The sequence below is a fragment of the Gilliamella apicola genome, from assembly GCF_003202915.1.
GTDB lineage: Bacteria > Pseudomonadota > Gammaproteobacteria > Enterobacterales > Orbaceae > Gilliamella > Gilliamella apicola_Q.
The window spans coordinates 725,555-741,741 of the sequence record NZ_QGLP01000004.1 but is presented as its reverse complement, the minus strand read 5'-3'; the positions used below and the strand labels follow the sequence as shown (position 1 = coordinate 741,741).

Here is a 16,187-nt window from a genome sequence, read left to right as displayed (position 1 = left end):
TCATGGCTTAACAAATTAAATGCGTGATCTAACATCAGCGCCAATCAGACCAAATTGGCGTAACGCTACCCGGTAATGACGCTGTTTTACCTAAATCAAGATAATTTACCAAATCATGAAAATCCGAACCTTGTGAGGCCAACAATTCAAATTCATTAGCCAATTTGGCTAGTTGCTGTAGATCTTCTTGAGTTTGTCGACTTTGTGAAACTTCAATGGCATCACCACCATAGGTTTTAAATTCATTAATTAATAATTTTAATTTAGTCAAGGTTAAATCATAACGAGATGGGTGAGCTAAAACCGCTTGTCCACCAGCGGCATGGATCACTTTAACCGCATCGGCAATGCTACAACAGTTTGCCGGAACATATGCATAACCACTTTTGCCTAAATATTTTTTAAACGCTTGTTTGATATCTTTCACATAACCACTCGCCACTAAAAAACGTGCAAAATGGGAGCGCGAAACAATATCGCCTTTGGAGAATTGTTGAGCTTGCTCATAGGCATCATGGATGCTCACTTTAGCCAATTTTTCACTAATGCTAATTGCCCTATTAATTCTCCCTTGCTCTTGAGCTAATAACAGTTCAAGCAACTGCGAATTTTCAATATCGACATTCAAGCCAACAATATGAATTTCGTTATTTTTCCATATGGTTGAAACTTCTACGCCATAAATTAATTTTACTGCTAGGTTTTCACGCATGATGGTCTCTTTTGCTTCTGGCAAACCTTTGACCGTATCGTGATCAGTAATTGCTAACATGCTGATTTGATTATCAGCAGCTCTTCTAACTAGTTCACTTGGGGTTAAAATACCATCTGATGCAGTAGTGTGCGAATGTAAGTCGACGATCACTTTTTTCTCGAAAATTATTTTTAAAAGTGTAATATACCACACAATTTGCACGACCACTAAAAGGTATATTATGAAAGATCAAATTCAACTTGCTCAGCAAGACACGCTAGCTATTATTCAAGAACTTTTAGAAGACGGTAGTGATCCTCATGCGCTGTATATTATTGAACATCATATATCATCACAAAACTTTGATAAGTTAGAAAAAGTGGCGGTCGAGGCTTATAAATTAGGCTACGAGGCAACTGATCCGGATGAAGATGTTGATGATACAGGTAATTTTGTTATTGGTTTTGACATTATTACTGAAAGTCCATTAGATGCTGAGTTAATAAATGCGCAAATTGCCGAAATCATTACACTGGCAAACCAATTTAACGTTAATTATGACGGTTGGGGAACCTATTTCGAAGATGGTAATGATGACGAATTTGATGATGAAGCTAATGAAACCATTCATTAATGAATAATAGCTTTTTAATTAAGACTATTCCTATCCGCCAGTAAACGGATAGAAATAGTTAAAATGCTTATTTCAGTTGTTCAACACGACTTGTTCTTTTATTATCAGCCGAGACACTGCGGATCGAAACGGCGCCATTTACCGCTACCGGACCGTTGTAAGCCTGCCAATTTTCGCCTTTATCGGTTGAATATTCGATAGTTAAGCCAGGAAAAACAACATTAGCAACTAATTTGCCATCTTCAATCTTCGCTCCAGGAACAGGAAGACGATAGTTAATTGAAGCATGATCTAATTTAGCTAATTCTCGTTGACCAATTAAGTTAGCAAAATGATTCCAATCGTTGCTTAGTTGTTGCTGATCAACATATTGCGTTTTGCCTTGTTGGTATTCGCGATCTTTTTGATAGTCGGTTTCCCATTCAGCTTTATGCCATGCCCGCTCGGCAACACTCAATAGTCGAGGATAAGCCATGTAGGCCAATTTATCGTCGGTGCGAATGTTTTCCGTCCAGATTTGTGCTGATAAGCCATAGGCGCCTGGCCAATTCATGGTACCTTTAGCGGCAAATCCATCACCATTTCGATCGAATGAGGTTTCCGCATTTTGTGGTAAATTATCCGGTGCAAAACTAAAAATCTTACGTTCATCATTAAAGCGCGAAGCCCAATAGTAACCACTTTCTTTTGGATTAACTTCATAAGGCATATCTAAATAAACATAATCAGGGTTAGATACGATGACTTTATAGCCTTTATTGGCAAACTCATTGACTGAGTCATACCCGCCCCAGTATAAGTTATCCCAAAAATTGACCACCACTTCATCGGTAGCAAAAGCTTTGGCGTTAGTGGCAAATTTTACGCCATCTTGCCAAGCCTGCATGCGATTAATTCCATTATTTTTTATGATTTTACTCACTTCAACCGCAAAATAACTTGGTAAATGTTCAATATTTTTTACTATGCCTTGCTTGACGAAGGTTTGGCATGCTGGTGATTTTGCCCATGGATGATCTTCGACACTTTGATCGATTAAACCTTTACCAGCCTCTTTTTGCGCGGCATGAATATCTTGGTAACCGTTGCCGAAGTGAATGTTTTTAGCCTCATCACCACCAAAATGCCATGTTGAAATCGGTTGTCCAGCTTCAACGTGCATTTTGGCTATTTCGCTAATTACTTTATCAGCAAATTTTTTCGAAGAGTCTAAACATGGGTTTAGGTAACTCTGCCGATTATAGAATTGTACTGTGGTGGTATTGGAGGTATCACTTGGGTCAAGTAATCGATATTCATTAGCCTCATTTGGTTTTCCTTGATCCATAAGGCGTTGATATCTCACTTCCATTGACATGATAGCAGCTCTGGCATGAGCTGGCATGTCGATTTCTGGAATAACTTCAATAAATCGCGCATTGGCATATTTAACGATTTCGATATAATCTGCGCGAGTAAAGTAGCCACTGCCATTATTATCACTGTTTGGCCCAGATCCAAGTTGTGGTAATAAACATTGTTTTTCAGTTAAATCATGACAACGTTTACTACCAAAATCAGTGAGTTCTGGTAGGCCAGGAATCTCAATTCGCCACCCTTCATCATCACTTAAATGGAAGTGGAATTTATTCATCTTATATTTTGACATCATATCAAGTAACTGTAATACCGCTTTTTTACTTTTGAAATTTCGACCGGTATCAAGCATCATTCCACGATATTCAAAACGAGGCGCATCTTCAACTGAAAGTGTATTAATGATTGACGATTTGCCAATTGACGAGAGAATCGATTCTACAGCATAAAAAATACCACTTTCATCAAAGGCGACAATAGTAGCGCCCTCTGAGGTTATATCAAGCTTATAACTGCCATTAACACCTTTTTCAAAGGCAGTTTTGTCAATCGATGCTTTGACATTAAAACCTTGTTTTGTCACCGCAATATTTAATTGTTTAAAATGACTTTCTAACACTGATTGGCTAGATTGTGCTAAGCCATTAAGCATTAAATTAACACCGTTTTGATTGAGGGTAATGGTCTCTTTGCCAACCGTAAGTTTAACTGGGGTTGGTAAAATTTGGCCTTGCAATAAATCTGCTGCAATTTTTTTAATGTCACTATTACGTTGGTAACGGCTTTCAGGGGTCATTAAAATATTATGGTCATTAGGTGATATCTTCCATTGTTCACCTAGTGGTGCCACAAATGCCGACAAATTATCAGAATCAGTATTGGTGTTGGCAATTATTTTGGGGTTAGCATCCGTTGAAGTTACATACCAGCGAGGCATCACATCACTTTCACTTATTTGCCAATATTCACCAATAATTGGAATAGTTACCTGTGAGTTAGCAAGAATATTGGTAAATTTTTCTGTCGGTTCTAATTTATGTAAATCACCGGTTACGTGGGTAATTTTATACTGATCATTATTAACCGCTAAAATCATGCGAATATTATGGAAGTAGATAGCCCAATCTTTACTGGTTATTGCTGGCCCTGTATTTTTAAGCGTTAAGGTCACTTTGTTACAAGAAGCCCAATCTGCACCCAATGCAGCACAATCTACCCCTGCGTTTACGGCGTTGTTATCGACTATTTGATAATTTAAGCGGAGCTGTGAACTCATCGTATCAACTATTTGTTGTGACGCATTAACCGATTGACTGGCTCCTAGAGTTAATAATGATGTGATCAAAGTAGCAAGTATAGCTGATTTAAACTTTTTCATATCGGTTACCTATTTTTGTTTAGCATTGAAAATGGTGAAAGGGAAAGTAACAATAAATTTGATATCGCGTTCATCTTGGAAAATATTGCCATATCCATGATCCCAACTATTTATATGATTTTCATGGTTGTTATATTTGGTGTAGTGTAATTGGAATGAAGTATCTTTTGCCCAAGTATCTTGAATGGTATACCCCAAATCGAAATTATAAGCTGATTCTACTAAGCGATTCTTGCGTTTATCTGATGTCGAATTTGGTTTGGCATCCCAACCATAAGCATAAGATGCACCGGTTTTCCAACCCGTTAAGTAATGGTTTAAGTGACCTAAATCATAGGTGACTTCAAAAAATGCGGCTTTTTCGCCATTGGCATTAAAGTCAGAACGAGAATTCCACCAAACATCTAATCGTCCATTAGATGATGCATAATCAGGCGTCATACGTTGTAAGAAGAACCCTTGCTCCCCTTCTGCTTTTACCGAAACCCCTTCAAGTCGGAATCCAACTGGACCAACTTGATAACCTAAAGTCGCTGCTTGCAACCACGCTAGACCATCATAAACATTAGTACCTTTATGAGATTGATCTTTAGCGCCATAAAATTGGTAGCTCATGGTTAATGGATTATCTAACACATCTGTTTTATAAGAAGCTTTCGCAAAAAATTGATTCATGTAATTTTGTGCTTGGCCAAATGCGCTTTCGAGTACAAGATCATTCTTAAAATCATATTTCATGCCGACTGAGTGTAAAAAATCGATTTTTTTACCCTTTTGCCAACGTTTGAATTCATAGAGGCGTTTATACCAAGGCGCTTTGTATTTATCTGTCCACATATAGGACATGGATAAAGCACCAGCAGCATCAAAATCAAGTACGGTACCAACTTCTGCTCCACGATAAGTACCAGGTAATAAACTCCAATGCGGTGCAAATAAAGTTTGTCCAGAAGGTTGAATATAACCGGCCTTGATCCAAAACAGTTCATCAAGTTTAAAATTAAGTTGCGCTTTATAAAAACTTAAGCCACTAACATCTTTTTTCCAATCTTCATTCCAACGAGTATTAGCACCACTAAAACCAATCTCATTCGGATGCCCGTTACCACCATTACTGACTTCCCATGCGCCATAACCGCCCAATTCAATAGCTAGCCGATCAGCAATATAGCCTGACCTAAAATCTAAATTGGTATTAAATGATGAATGTCTAAGATTTTTTTGGTATTTATGTACATCAAGATTTTTTCTTTCCCGATCACGATTCCAGAAAAATACATTACCTGTTAGTGAAGCATCATCGACAAAATCGCTAGCATACTCAGCTTGCACTGGATATATACTGGTTAACACGGTGATAGATAAAATAAGTTTAGTAAAAAGATTTAAACGACACGGTAATAATTCATTGTTATTCATAGTTGCTTCCCTAAAATTAGGCTGAGTAAACGAGCATTAAAATTGCCAACTTTTAATTAGTTTTTTACAACTTAAACTAAATTTTCAACTACTTTGATTTGTTTTTTAGACAATATTTACTGAACATATTTAAAGTGGAGATAAGGTAAATATGCATTTTTATAATACATAAACATATTTTAGTCCGCGAATTAAATGATTCAAATTCGTGATCTAAATCACCAAAAAAATAGAAATTTGGCTTTTTTTTGTGAAATTATCCACACTTTTTTTACCAGATAAATTAATTGATTATTTTTTATAACTTTTGGGGTGAAGACATGGCGATGACATTAAGAAAGGAAATAGCAAAGAGTAATAATTAAAAACAAGTCGCTGATAAGAATAGGCAATAAAAAGGAGAAATGCATAGCATTTCTCTTAATAATTAATCATTTTAAACTTAAATTAGTTTTCAGTATCAAGCTCTGCAAAGCTTTTAACGAGTTCATCAATGGCTTTCATCTGTTGTAAGAATGGTTCAAGTTTGGCTAATGGCAATGCTGATGGACCATCACATTTTGCATGGCTTGGATCAGGATGTGATTCTAAAAATAATCCCGCAATCCCCACTGCCATACCGGAACGAGCTAATTCAGTAACTTGACCGCGACGACCGCCTGAAGCTGCCCCCATTGGATCCCTGCATTGTAATGCATGAGTTACATCAAAAATCACAGGTGATCCATGGCTGACTTTCTTCATGACATTAAAGCCAAGCATATCAACCACTAAGTTATCATAACCAAAGCAGCTACCACGATCACAAAGAATTACTTGATCATTACCAGCTTCTTCAAATTTTTCGACAATGTTGCCCATTTGACCTGGGCTAACAAACTGTGGTTTTTTAACATTAATTACGGCACCCGTTTTCGCCATTGCTACAACTAAATCGGTTTGTCTTGCTAAAAAGGCAGGTAATTGAATAACGTCAACCACATCAGCGACTGGTTGACACTGCTCTTCAGTGTGCACATCAGTAATAATTTTTACGCCGAATTGTTGTTTTAATTCCTGAAAGATTTTCATTCCTTCTTCTAACCCCGGTCCACGATAAGAGTGAACCGATGAGCGATTAGCTTTGTCAAAAGACGCTTTGAAAATATAAGGAATATTGAGTTTGTCGGTTACCGTGACATAATGTTCACAAATTTTCATTGCTAAATCACGTGATTCAAGCACATTCATGCCACCAAATAAGACAAATGGTAAATCATTGGCGACCGTGATATTACCGACTTTTACTTTTTTTTGTTTAATCATAAACTTATTCCTACTTAAGGTTTAAACCAACGACCAAGGGTAACTCTATCATTGCCACTGTAGTCAGTGATGGTTTCGACTAATTGAAATCCGTGTTGTTTAAAAATTGTTTGGACTGCTGAGCCTTGTTTCCAACCATGTTCGATAAGCAACCAACCATATTGGTTTAAATGTTTGGTTGCACCTTGGACAATAACTTTAATATCGGCAAGGCCATTATCTTCAGCCACTAAAGCGCTGCGCGGTTCATAGCGAACGTCGCCTTGTGATAGATGAATATCCGTTGGATCAATATAAGGCGGGTTACTGGTAATCATTGAAAATTTGCGATTTTTAATCGGTTTATACCAATCACCTTGTAAAAAGTAAACATTGTTGACACCAATTTGATTGGCATTTTGTTGAGCTAATATTAAAGCATCTTTATTTTTTTCAATTGCCGTAAATAAGCAGTCAGGACGTTCAGTAGCCATGGCAATCGCAATCGCCCCAGTACCAGTGCCCAAATCTAATACTTCACAAGGTACTTTGGGTAAATAATCTAAACCAAGCTCGACCAGCTTTTCGGTATCAGGTCGAGGTATTAAAGTCGAATTAGAAACATTAAATTTTAATGACCAAAATTCTTTTTCACCGGTGATATACGCTATTGGCTCACCGTCTTGACGCCGTTTTAAATTACCATCTAAAGCAATAAGTTCATCATCAGTTAATAAGGTTTCACCAAATGCCATTAAAAAGGTGCGCGTCCTATGCGTGACAAAACTTAATAAAATTTCAGCATCACGCTTTGGGCTCTCACTTTCGGTCAAGGTTTGCGATGCAAATTTAAGCCATTCTAAATAGGTCATTCATCCTGTTCCGATAACGCTGCAAGCTGATCTGCTTGGTATTCTTGAACAATTGGTTCGATTAACATATCCAATTTACCTTCCATTACTTCATCCAAACGATAAATGGTAAGGTTGATACGATGATCTGTCACGCGTCCTTGAGGATAGTTATAAGTTCGAATACGGTCTGAACGATCACCAGAACCTAATAAGTTACGTCGGGTTGATGCTTCCTCTTGTTGGCGTTTGCGCATTTCAGCATCTTGAATACGCGCGGCTAACACTGACATGGCTTTCGCTTTATTTTTGTGTTGAGAACGTTCGTCTTGACATTCAACCACAATCCCGGTTGGAAGATGGGTAATACGAATTGCCGAATCCGTGGTATTAACATGTTGACCACCTGCACCTGATGAACGATAGGTGTCAATTTTTAAATCAGCAGGATTAATCTCTGGCATTTCTGCTTCAGGAATCTCAGGTAAAACCGCCACAGTACAAGCTGAAGTATGAATACGCCCTTGTGATTCGGTTTCAGGTACGCGTTGAACACGATGTCCACCTGACTCAAATTTTAAGTGCCCATAAACACCATCTCCACTTACTAACAAGATCACTTCTTTATAACCGCCATGTTCACCATCATTAAAACTCATGATTTCAACACGCCAATTGCGAGATTCGGCATAGCGAGTGTACATTCTGGCTAAATCACCAGCAAAGATAGCCGCTTCATCGCCGCCAGTACCAGCTCGAACTTCGACAAAACAGTTATAGTCATCATTTGGATCTTTCGGTAATAAAAGTACTTGCAACTGCTTTTCTTGCTGTTCAACTTGACTTAATGCTTGGTTTAACTCTTCTTGAGCCATTTCACTCATTTCAGGATCGGCAAGCATCATTTTAGCTGTTTCAATATCTTCTTGTGTTTGCTGCCAATTAGCAAAACACTTAACCACATCGGTTAATTGTGCATATTCTTTCGAAAGGGTTCGAAATCGGTTTTGATCGGCAATAACCGTTGCATCGGATAGTAATGCTTGAACCTCTTCATAACGCTCTTGCAACGTTTCCAATTTACTGATAATTGAAGGTTTCATAACTCTATATAATTGATAATGATTAAATGAATTTGCTCGGCATTATATACTCAATTGCCTTTAAAATACAGTTTCTGCTTGCTTATAGTAAAGTTAAATAACATTGTTAATTACATCATATTAATAATAAATAATTAATCGATTCACCTAAAAATGTTACCTGTGTCACAAATTTTGATTTTGCTCATTTTAAAACATCGTCACTGGATATAACATTTTATGTAAACGATATCATCACGAATCCAAAAGCATTTCTATAAATTTTCACCACCATTATTTGTTAAATATTGTTATCGTATACATAAGTATTGTTAAATATTGTAACTATTCAAGGAGTTAATTTTATGAAGAAGATGTTTATATGTAGTCTAATTGGATTAAGTTCAATGGCAAATGCGACTATTGAGTGGGATACGCCACAAGGACAGTTAAAGTTATATGGAGACGTCGAATTTAATGTCGATGCCGCTAGTAGTAAACAGCAACTTAGTTCTTTAAAAGAGACTGCGGATAAAAAAAATAAACCGGCAGATAAGGATCGTTGGGATATCAATGGACGTATATTAATCGGTTTAGATGGCTATCGTGAAATTAACGACAAGAATTTTGCTGGTTTCGTAGTGCAGCCATTAGCGGATTTAAGTGGTGATATGAATCTAGATGATGCAGCATTTTATTTTGGTCAGAAACAAGAGTGGAATATTAAAATTGGACGTTATGAAGCTTATGATATGTTTCCTCTTGGACAAGACACCTTTATCGAATATTCAGGCAATACCGCCAATGATTTATATGAAGACGGCTTTGGTTATATTTATATGATGAAAGAAGGTCGTGGTCGGAGTAAAAATGGTGGTAGTATTCAATTAAATAAACCGCTATTTAATCATATGAATTTCGAATTAAATGCCTTAATCAATAATGGCGAAAAAATGTTTAATAAATCGACTTATCATGGTTATCAAATTGATAAAAAGAAAAATGTGGTCTATCTACGTCCGGTACTATCTTGGAAAAATGACAGTTTTTCAACTGCCATTGCAGCCGAAACCAATGTGGTTAAAAACGCTTACGGTTATTATGATGATAACGGTAAATTTCGCGATCAGTCAAAAAGAACTGGATATGGCGCAACTTTTTCATGGAATAGCGAAGATGATTGGGACGCTGCCAACAAAGGTTTTAAAATCAATACCAGCTTTGCCTATATGGATGCTAAAGATGAAAAAGATATGACTATTGGTACCGATATTGTGTGGGAAAAAATCGGTTTAGGATACTACTTTGCAAATAACGATATTAAAAAATTTAATCCAGATAATCGGATTAAAGATGGTCATATCAATAATAAAGGAAAATATAAAATTCATACAGTTAATACATCTTATTTAATTGATAATGTTTTAGATATGGATAATTTTAATATCTATTTAGGTGCTTATTGGTCGTTACTTGATAGAAATAAATCACACGGTGATAACACCGATGATCGTTATGGTGCTCGAGTAAGATTTAAATACTTTTATTAATTAACCTGACTAAATAGTCAACTAAGCCAGTTTAATCTCTAAGTTAAACTGGCTTTTTTATCATTTATTGCAGATAATTATGGTAGTAGTATATTTATCACATAACTTATCGATATTGATGAGTCAAATAGTTTAAAGGATGTAAATATGAGTCAAACTATATGGAAACTTGAAAATACCACCAAGCATTATGATTGGGGCAGTATTGATGGGATAACCAATTTCTTTGGTATTGCAAATCCAACGTCACAACCAATGGCGGAAATCTGGATGGGGGCTCATCCACTGGGGTGTTCTTTAGTTTTTGACGCTAAGCAAGGAAAAATCAGGCTAGATAAATTAATTCAAGAGAACCCAGAGCAAATGTTAGGCGCTAAAACTTATCAAAATTTTGCCTCACTTCCTTTCTTATTTAAAATTCTTTCCGCTAACAAAGCTTTATCTATTCAAGTTCATCCAACTCTTGAAAATGCAAAACTTGGTTTTGCTAAAGAGAACCAACTAGGTATTGCACTTGACGCAGCAAATCGAAATTATAAAGATCCTAATCATAAACCTGAACTTATATATGCATTAACACCATATAAAGCTATGCGTTCCTTCCGTCAAATTGAAGAGATTGTCTCGCTTTTTGAAACAGTAGCGATACCTGATTTAATTGAACCAATATCACAATTAGCAAGCAACCCGCATCCAGATCAATTAAAACATTTTTTTGCCTACCTATTAAACCTCTCTGAGTCGGTAAAAAACTCGTTGATTGAACAGCTATTATTGAAAATTAGCTCATTTGAAGAAGAACCATATTTGACCATTAAAACCTTAGCTAACGATTATCCTAACGATATTGGTTTATTTATGCCGTTGCTGTTAAATGTCATCGAACTTCAGCCGGGACAAGCAATGTTTTTATCTGCCAAAACCCCACATGCTTACCTGTCTGGTACTGGGCTGGAAATTATGGCTAATTCAGATAATGTACTTAGAGCAGGTTTAACACACAAATATATAGATAGTTCAGAGCTTATTAATAATACTGATTTTACTAGCCTAGCACTAAATCAATTGTTAACTAAACCTATCGTGAAGGACAATAAAATTGATTTCCCTGTACCTGTCAATGATTTTAAGTTTGAAATTATCCAAAGTGATGAAAACATACGTAATGAAAAAGTCGATAGTGCACAGATTTTGTTGTGTCTTGATGGTAAAGTCACATTATCGACCGACACTGAATCACTAACATTGCAGAAAGGTGAATCAGCGTTTATTGCTTATCAAACTGGTCTTTACAGTTATACCGGAGTAGGCGTTTTAGCTAAAGCGTTTGATTAATTTTTTGTAATAGGGTAAAAATTATTATTTTTTAATAGGTTAAATACGTCCGTTTTACACAATAAAACGAATATATTAATATGTTAAAACATAATAATTAACAATTGTCATCATGGTTTCAGATAATAAAATTCCACGTCATTTGTTTATTCAGCAAGATTTATTAAAAAAAATCCAATCGGGGGAGTATGCTCAAGGGCAACTAATCCCTAAAGAGTCTGAATTAACTGATATCTATCAAGTCAGTCGCCCTACCGTCCGTCAAGCTATTCAGTTTTTGGTTAATGATGGATTCCTTGAGCGTCGAAAACGTCGTGGAACGATAGTTAAACAACAAAAAATTAATCAAGAATTTACCCATATAATTGAAAGTTATGATTCAGAAATGAATCGTAAAGGACTTCATCCAACCACTAAAGTTTTAACTTTCAAAGTGGATAAAGCAACCAGTGAAATTGCAAACAACTTAGCTATTAATGAATTGGATGCTATATATAAATTAGTTCGACTACGTTATGCGGAAAACAAACCAATAGTGCTCGTGACCACTTATTTACCGGTAAAATTATTACCTAATTTTTTACATAATGATTTTAAACACCAAAAGCTTTATTCAGTTTTAGAAAAGATGAATTTGCCTATTGTCCAAATACGGCGAAAATTAGATGTTTTAAAAGCTGACGAAACCACCAGTGATTTATTAGATATTGAAGAAGGTGATCCTATTTTTTATTTCCACTCTGTTGGCTATAGTCACGATCGAACGCCAATTGAATATTCAATATCAAAATATCGTGGTGATATTAATTCATTTGTGTTTGAGCTAAATCATTCTAGCTAATTTTGAAAAAATATACCCACTCATAGTGGGTATATAATTAATTGCTTAAATTTCGATTGTCTGTTTTTGTTTTGCTTGTAAATCTTTTTTAAGTTCTTCAATAATTGCGATGCCGGCACTGGTTCCAATACGCTCTGCCCCTGCAGCAATCATCTTTATAAATGTATCAGCATTACGAATACCACCAGCTGCTTTAACTTTTACTGCATCGCCTACCTGTGCCTTCATTAATTTAACATCTTCAAGTGTTGCCCCTGATGGGCCAAAACCGGTCGAGGTTTTGATAAAGTCTGGCTTAACTTTAACTGCAATTTTGCAAAGTGCTATTTTTTCTTCATCAGTTAAATAACAATTTTCAAAAATCACCTTTGAAATAACATTATGTTGGCGGCAAATTTTAACAATTTCAGACATTTCCTGCTCAATATATTTTAAATTTCCCGCCTTTAATTCAGAAATGTTAATCACATAATCAATTTCCGTCGCACCAATTTCAATGGCATTTTTAGTTTCAAAGCATTTGGCTTCAATTGTTGTTTGACCTAAAGGAAATGCAATAGCTGCGCCGATATCGACATCGGTACCTTTTAATAGTTCAGCGCACAATTTTGATTGCACCTGATTGATTGCGACCATCTTGAATTGATAGTCACTCGCTTCCTTACATAGTTTTTCCATCATAGCAACGGTTGCATCTGGTTTTAAATTGGTGTGATCGATAAGTCGACTTAAATCACCTAAAGAATAGTTTTTCATGTTTCTTCCTTAATACAATATGTAAATACATATATTAAAAATAATTAACTTTTTGTCAATAAAAAGCCTGATAAAAATGTGATAAACCTCTCAGTTCATGAAAAATAACTCATAATATATTTTTTTAAAAAAATAAATATGTAAATATATATTTAAATAATGTTCAAAGGAGGTTGGTCGAAATGAAAATCGTGGTTACGTCACATGGTGATTTGTGCGAAGGCATTTTATCTAGTTACCAAATGATTGCCGGTGATATATCGCCATTTATCGCTGTCAAACTTGATGATAAAGGAATTAGTGACTTTTCATCACGCTTAACAGCAGTTTTAGATGAACAAATTATAAAAAATGGTGTGGTGATTGTCATAAGTGACATTACTGGAGGGACACCTTACAACGAAACTTTCCGTTATATGTTAGCTCATCCGAATAAGGTCTATTTATTAGCAGGGCTAAATTTACCTATGTTGATCCAAGCTGGAGCATTGATAGACCAAGATGATATTCATGAAACGCTTGATTCAATTTTAGAAGCAGGACAAACCTCGGTATCAATGGCACCAATTAGCGAAAATAACAATCAAGATATAGATTTTTAATTGAACGATAGGAGTGAACAATTATGGCAATTACATTAACCAGAGTCGACGACCGTGTGATTCATGGTCAAATCATGACTCGTTGGACCAAAGTCAGACCTGTCGATGGCATTCTAGTCGTGGGTGACAATATCGCGTCAGACGATTTGCGTAAACGGGTATTAAAAGCAGCAGCAGGAACATTAAAAATTGGCATTTACACCGTACAACAAGGGGTCGAAAAAATAAAACAAGGAATGGAATCAAGTAAAAATTTTTTCTTAATCAGTGATTCACCACAGACATTTGAAAAATTATTACAGGCAGGTGCTAAATTACCGCCAACATTAAATATCGGTTGTATGAATACTCGGGCAGGAGCAAAAGTATTAGGACGCACAGTTGCCATTGATGAAAACGATTATAAAGCATTTGATTACATTGAAAGCCAAGGAATCAAGATCGAATTTCAATTACTACCTGATGATGAAGCTAAAAGTTGGGATGTAATGAAAAAGAAATACGACACTTTATAACTTGCATATTTTGAGGGAAAAATTATGGAAACAACGCTTTTTATTCCCGCTCTATTAACAGGGATATTTTGTTATTTAGGCGCGATTGAATCACCATGGCTGTTTGGTATGTCAGGTGGATTTTATATAATGGGTAGGCCATTAGTTGCGGGTTTATTAGTTGGTTTAGCCTTTGGCGATGTACAAGCTGGGGTATTGTGCGGCTTAGCCGTTCAAGCAGTTTTTATTGCCAATTTATCAACTGGTGGAGCAACCAATAGTGAAATCACTTATGCAGATTATGGTGGCATTGGCTTAGCCCTTGCTACCACCAAAGAACCTGCGGTAGCCGTCACACTTTCCGTTTTATTAGGTCAGACTTTCGGCTTGATATTCTATAATACTCGAATGGCATTATACTCATTTTGGAATAATAAAGCACAGCATGCAGCTGAAACTAATAATACCCGGGGTATCGTGTTAAATCACCTATTTTATCCACAAATCACCACCTTTTTATTACGCGCCGTTCCAGTCTTTTTAGCTATCTATTATGGTTCTGGTTTGGTGGAGTGGTTATTAGCTAATGTCCCAGAAGTTATTACTAAAATCATCTCAGTATTAGGCGGTGTATTGCCGGCATTAGGTATCGCAATGCTTATGAATATTGTGATTAAATCAAAAATTCAGTTAATCTTTTTCTTCGCTGGTTTCGTGTTATTAGCTTTTGCTGGCTTAAGCATGATTGCTCTAGTATTCATCTCCGCTTTAGTTGCTTACTTATATTTTATTGCAAGCAATAAATCGGCAGCAACACCAATTAAAGAGACAAATTCATCAAATTCAGATGTGTTTGAAGATGAAGATTTGTTCTAAAAAGGAGAATAAAAATGGATAAATTAATTGAAGAACAACGTTTAACCAAACGAGAGCTACGTCAAATTTGGTATCGATGGGGTTTTACCCACCTATCCTCAATGAGTTACGAAAAATTACAAGCACATGCTTGGGCTTTTTCCTATATTCCTTTTGCAGAAAAGTATTATAAAAATGATCCCGAAGCAAAACGTCGTTTATTAGTCAGACACTCCATGTTTTATAATACCGAACCGCAAACTGGTCAAATCATCAACGGTATTGTTGCGTCAATGGAAGAGGAGATCGCTTTAGGTAAAAATGTACCGGAAGAATTACCAGTAAACATCAAAGCCACCTTAATGGGTCCTTTAGCTGGGATTGGAGACTCACTCATTCAAGGGATTATCGTACCAATTTTATTATCAATAGCCATGGGGATGGCTGCCGGTGGTAATGCTATCGGACCGATTTTCTATATTTTAGCTTATGGTATTTTAGGACCTTTGATCTCTTATCTCAGCTTCCATTATGGCTATAAATTGGGGGTTAATGCGATTGATAATATTATTGGTGATAACGTCAAACGTATTACTGATGCGTTTAACATACTTGGTATCATGGTAGTTGGTGGCTTAGCCGCAGGTAATATTGTGCTTAATTCAACTTTAGAAATTCCAATGGGCGAAAGCATCCGCTCATTACAAAGTGTACTTGATGGCATATTCCCAAAAATACTACCATTATCTATGGTGCTATTGGCGTGGTGGTTGGTCTCAGCAAAACAGATGACTGCAACCAAAGTTATATTAATTTTGACTGCTATTACAACGGTTGGTGTAGTGATCGGCGTATTTTAATTTAAGCAATTTTATGTATTAAAGGTTTAATAGCGATCTTAATTGAACTGACTAAGTATAAAGTTAAGGGAATTTTTATTAATTCCCTTAACCACTATTTGAATCCCTCCAGAATTGCCGCTTTTTAAGTTAGTTGCTAATCAACAATTAGAAAAGTCTTTAATATTTTCAAAGGAGAATGGCAATACCATAGGGG

15 protein-coding genes are annotated in these 16,187 nt (G+C 36.1%); 8 read left to right on the top strand and 7 right to left on the bottom strand.

Features of this window, described 5'->3' with window-relative positions:
• Positions 1-34 precede the first annotated feature (34 nt).
• Complete coding sequence (rnm, locus tag DKK79_RS04955) at positions 35-865, bottom strand: RNase RNM (RefSeq protein ID WP_220019005.1); 831 nt, start codon at positions 863-865, stop codon at positions 35-37.
• 70 nt (positions 866-935) lie between these two features.
• On the opposite strand from rnm, the gene rraB reads away from it, so the two are divergent.
• On the top strand, positions 936-1,328 hold the full coding sequence (gene rraB / locus DKK79_RS04950) for a ribonuclease E inhibitor RraB (RefSeq protein ID WP_110423089.1): 393 nt from the start codon (positions 936-938) through the stop codon (positions 1,326-1,328).
• A gap of 67 nt (positions 1,329-1,395) precedes the next feature.
• On the opposite strand, the gene DKK79_RS04945 is transcribed toward rraB, so the two are convergent.
• The 5 genes from DKK79_RS04945 to prfA form a co-directional block, all read right to left on the bottom strand.
• A complete protein-coding gene (locus DKK79_RS04945) occupies positions 1,396-4,062 on the bottom strand; it encodes a beta-N-acetylhexosaminidase (RefSeq protein WP_110423088.1) in 2,667 nt (888 codons plus the stop codon).
• Positions 4,063-4,071: 9 nt separating this feature from the next.
• Positions 4,072-5,481 (bottom strand): OprD family outer membrane porin, encoded by a 1,410-nt coding sequence (locus DKK79_RS04940; protein WP_110423087.1) that lies wholly within the window; start codon positions 5,479-5,481, stop codon positions 4,072-4,074.
• Positions 5,482-5,928: 447 nt separating this feature from the next.
• Positions 5,929-6,783: a 3-deoxy-8-phosphooctulonate synthase gene (gene kdsA / locus DKK79_RS04935; RefSeq protein ID WP_110423308.1), complete on the bottom strand. Its 855-nt coding sequence runs from the start codon at positions 6,781-6,783 to the stop codon at positions 5,929-5,931.
• A 17-nt stretch (positions 6,784-6,800) separates the two neighbouring features.
• Complete coding sequence (gene prmC / locus DKK79_RS04930; protein ID WP_110423086.1) at positions 6,801-7,637, bottom strand: peptide chain release factor N(5)-glutamine methyltransferase; 837 nt, start codon at positions 7,635-7,637, stop codon at positions 6,801-6,803.
• Positions 7,634-8,719, bottom strand: a complete 1,086-nt coding sequence (gene prfA, locus DKK79_RS04925; protein WP_110423085.1) for a peptide chain release factor 1 — start codon at positions 8,717-8,719, stop codon at positions 7,634-7,636. The genes prmC and prfA overlap by 4 nt, the downstream gene beginning before the upstream one ends.
• A gap of 344 nt (positions 8,720-9,063) precedes the next feature.
• Here prfA and DKK79_RS04920 point away from each other — a divergent pair, with 344 nt between their 5' ends.
• The 3 genes from DKK79_RS04920 (at position 9,064) to DKK79_RS04910 (ending at position 12,424) form a co-directional block, all read left to right on the top strand.
• The gene (locus DKK79_RS04920; protein ID WP_110423084.1) at positions 9,064-10,248 is read left to right on the top strand and encodes a carbohydrate porin; all 1,185 of its coding nucleotides are present in this window, start codon (positions 9,064-9,066) and stop codon (positions 10,246-10,248) included.
• 147 nt (positions 10,249-10,395) lie between these two features.
• Entirely contained in the window at positions 10,396-11,583 is a 1,188-nt protein-coding gene (gene manA, locus DKK79_RS04915) for a mannose-6-phosphate isomerase, class I (RefSeq protein WP_110423083.1), read from the top strand.
• Between the two features lie 112 nt (positions 11,584-11,695).
• Positions 11,696-12,424 carry a GntR family transcriptional regulator gene (locus DKK79_RS04910; protein ID WP_110423082.1) on the top strand — a complete coding sequence of 243 codons (729 nt, stop codon included), beginning with the start codon at positions 11,696-11,698 and terminating at the stop codon, positions 12,422-12,424.
• A 45-nt stretch (positions 12,425-12,469) separates the two neighbouring features.
• Here the strand turns inward: DKK79_RS04910 and deoC are convergent, their stop codons facing one another.
• A complete protein-coding gene (gene deoC / locus DKK79_RS04905) occupies positions 12,470-13,180 on the bottom strand; it encodes a deoxyribose-phosphate aldolase (protein ID WP_110423081.1) in 711 nt (236 codons plus the stop codon).
• 182 nt (positions 13,181-13,362) lie between these two features.
• Between deoC and DKK79_RS04900 the strand changes: the two genes are divergently transcribed.
• The 4 genes from DKK79_RS04900 to DKK79_RS04885 are packed head-to-tail and all read left to right on the top strand — an operon-like array spanning position 13,363 to position 15,991.
• Positions 13,363-13,782: a PTS sugar transporter subunit IIA gene (locus DKK79_RS04900; RefSeq protein WP_110423080.1), complete on the top strand. Its 420-nt coding sequence runs from the start codon at positions 13,363-13,365 to the stop codon at positions 13,780-13,782.
• Positions 13,783-13,805: 23 nt separating this feature from the next.
• Positions 13,806-14,297, top strand: a complete 492-nt coding sequence (locus tag DKK79_RS04895) for a PTS system mannose/fructose/N-acetylgalactosamine-transporter subunit IIB (protein ID WP_110423079.1) — start codon at positions 13,806-13,808, stop codon at positions 14,295-14,297.
• Between the two features lie 24 nt (positions 14,298-14,321).
• Positions 14,322-15,152: a PTS mannose/fructose/sorbose/N-acetylgalactosamine transporter subunit IIC gene (locus DKK79_RS04890; RefSeq protein ID WP_110423078.1), complete on the top strand. Its 831-nt coding sequence runs from the start codon at positions 14,322-14,324 to the stop codon at positions 15,150-15,152.
• Between the two features lie 14 nt (positions 15,153-15,166).
• Entirely contained in the window at positions 15,167-15,991 is an 825-nt protein-coding gene (locus DKK79_RS04885) for a PTS system mannose/fructose/sorbose family transporter subunit IID (RefSeq protein ID WP_110423077.1), read from the top strand.
• The last annotated feature ends 196 nt before the right edge of the window (positions 15,992-16,187 follow it).

What these genes read in the sequence shown, in the direction of transcription:
- DKK79_RS04885 (WP_110423077.1), top strand. Translation starts at nt 15,167, where the DNA reads ATGGATAAATTAATTGAAGAACAACGTTTAACCAAACGAGAGCTACGT.
- manA (WP_110423083.1), top strand. Translation starts at nt 10,396, where the DNA reads ATGAGTCAAACTATATGGAAACTTGAAAATACCACCAAGCATTATGAT.
- DKK79_RS04895 (WP_110423079.1), top strand. Translation starts at nt 13,806, where the DNA reads ATGGCAATTACATTAACCAGAGTCGACGACCGTGTGATTCATGGTCAA.
- deoC (WP_110423081.1), bottom strand. Translation starts at nt 13,180, where the DNA reads ATGAAAAACTATTCTTTAGGTGATTTAAGTCGACTTATCGATCACACC.
- prfA (WP_110423085.1), bottom strand. Translation starts at nt 8,719, where the DNA reads ATGAAACCTTCAATTATCAGTAAATTGGAAACGTTGCAAGAGCGTTAT.
- DKK79_RS04940 (WP_110423087.1), bottom strand. Translation starts at nt 5,481, where the DNA reads ATGAATAACAATGAATTATTACCGTGTCGTTTAAATCTTTTTACTAAA.
- prmC (WP_110423086.1), bottom strand. Translation starts at nt 7,637, where the DNA reads ATGACCTATTTAGAATGGCTTAAATTTGCATCGCAAACCTTGACCGAA.
- DKK79_RS04900 (WP_110423080.1), top strand. Translation starts at nt 13,363, where the DNA reads ATGAAAATCGTGGTTACGTCACATGGTGATTTGTGCGAAGGCATTTTA.
- DKK79_RS04910 (WP_110423082.1), top strand. Translation starts at nt 11,696, where the DNA reads ATGGTTTCAGATAATAAAATTCCACGTCATTTGTTTATTCAGCAAGAT.
- rraB (WP_110423089.1), top strand. Translation starts at nt 936, where the DNA reads ATGAAAGATCAAATTCAACTTGCTCAGCAAGACACGCTAGCTATTATT.
- DKK79_RS04920 (WP_110423084.1), top strand. Translation starts at nt 9,064, where the DNA reads ATGAAGAAGATGTTTATATGTAGTCTAATTGGATTAAGTTCAATGGCA.
- DKK79_RS04890 (WP_110423078.1), top strand. Translation starts at nt 14,322, where the DNA reads ATGGAAACAACGCTTTTTATTCCCGCTCTATTAACAGGGATATTTTGT.
- DKK79_RS04945 (WP_110423088.1), bottom strand. Translation starts at nt 4,062, where the DNA reads ATGAAAAAGTTTAAATCAGCTATACTTGCTACTTTGATCACATCATTA.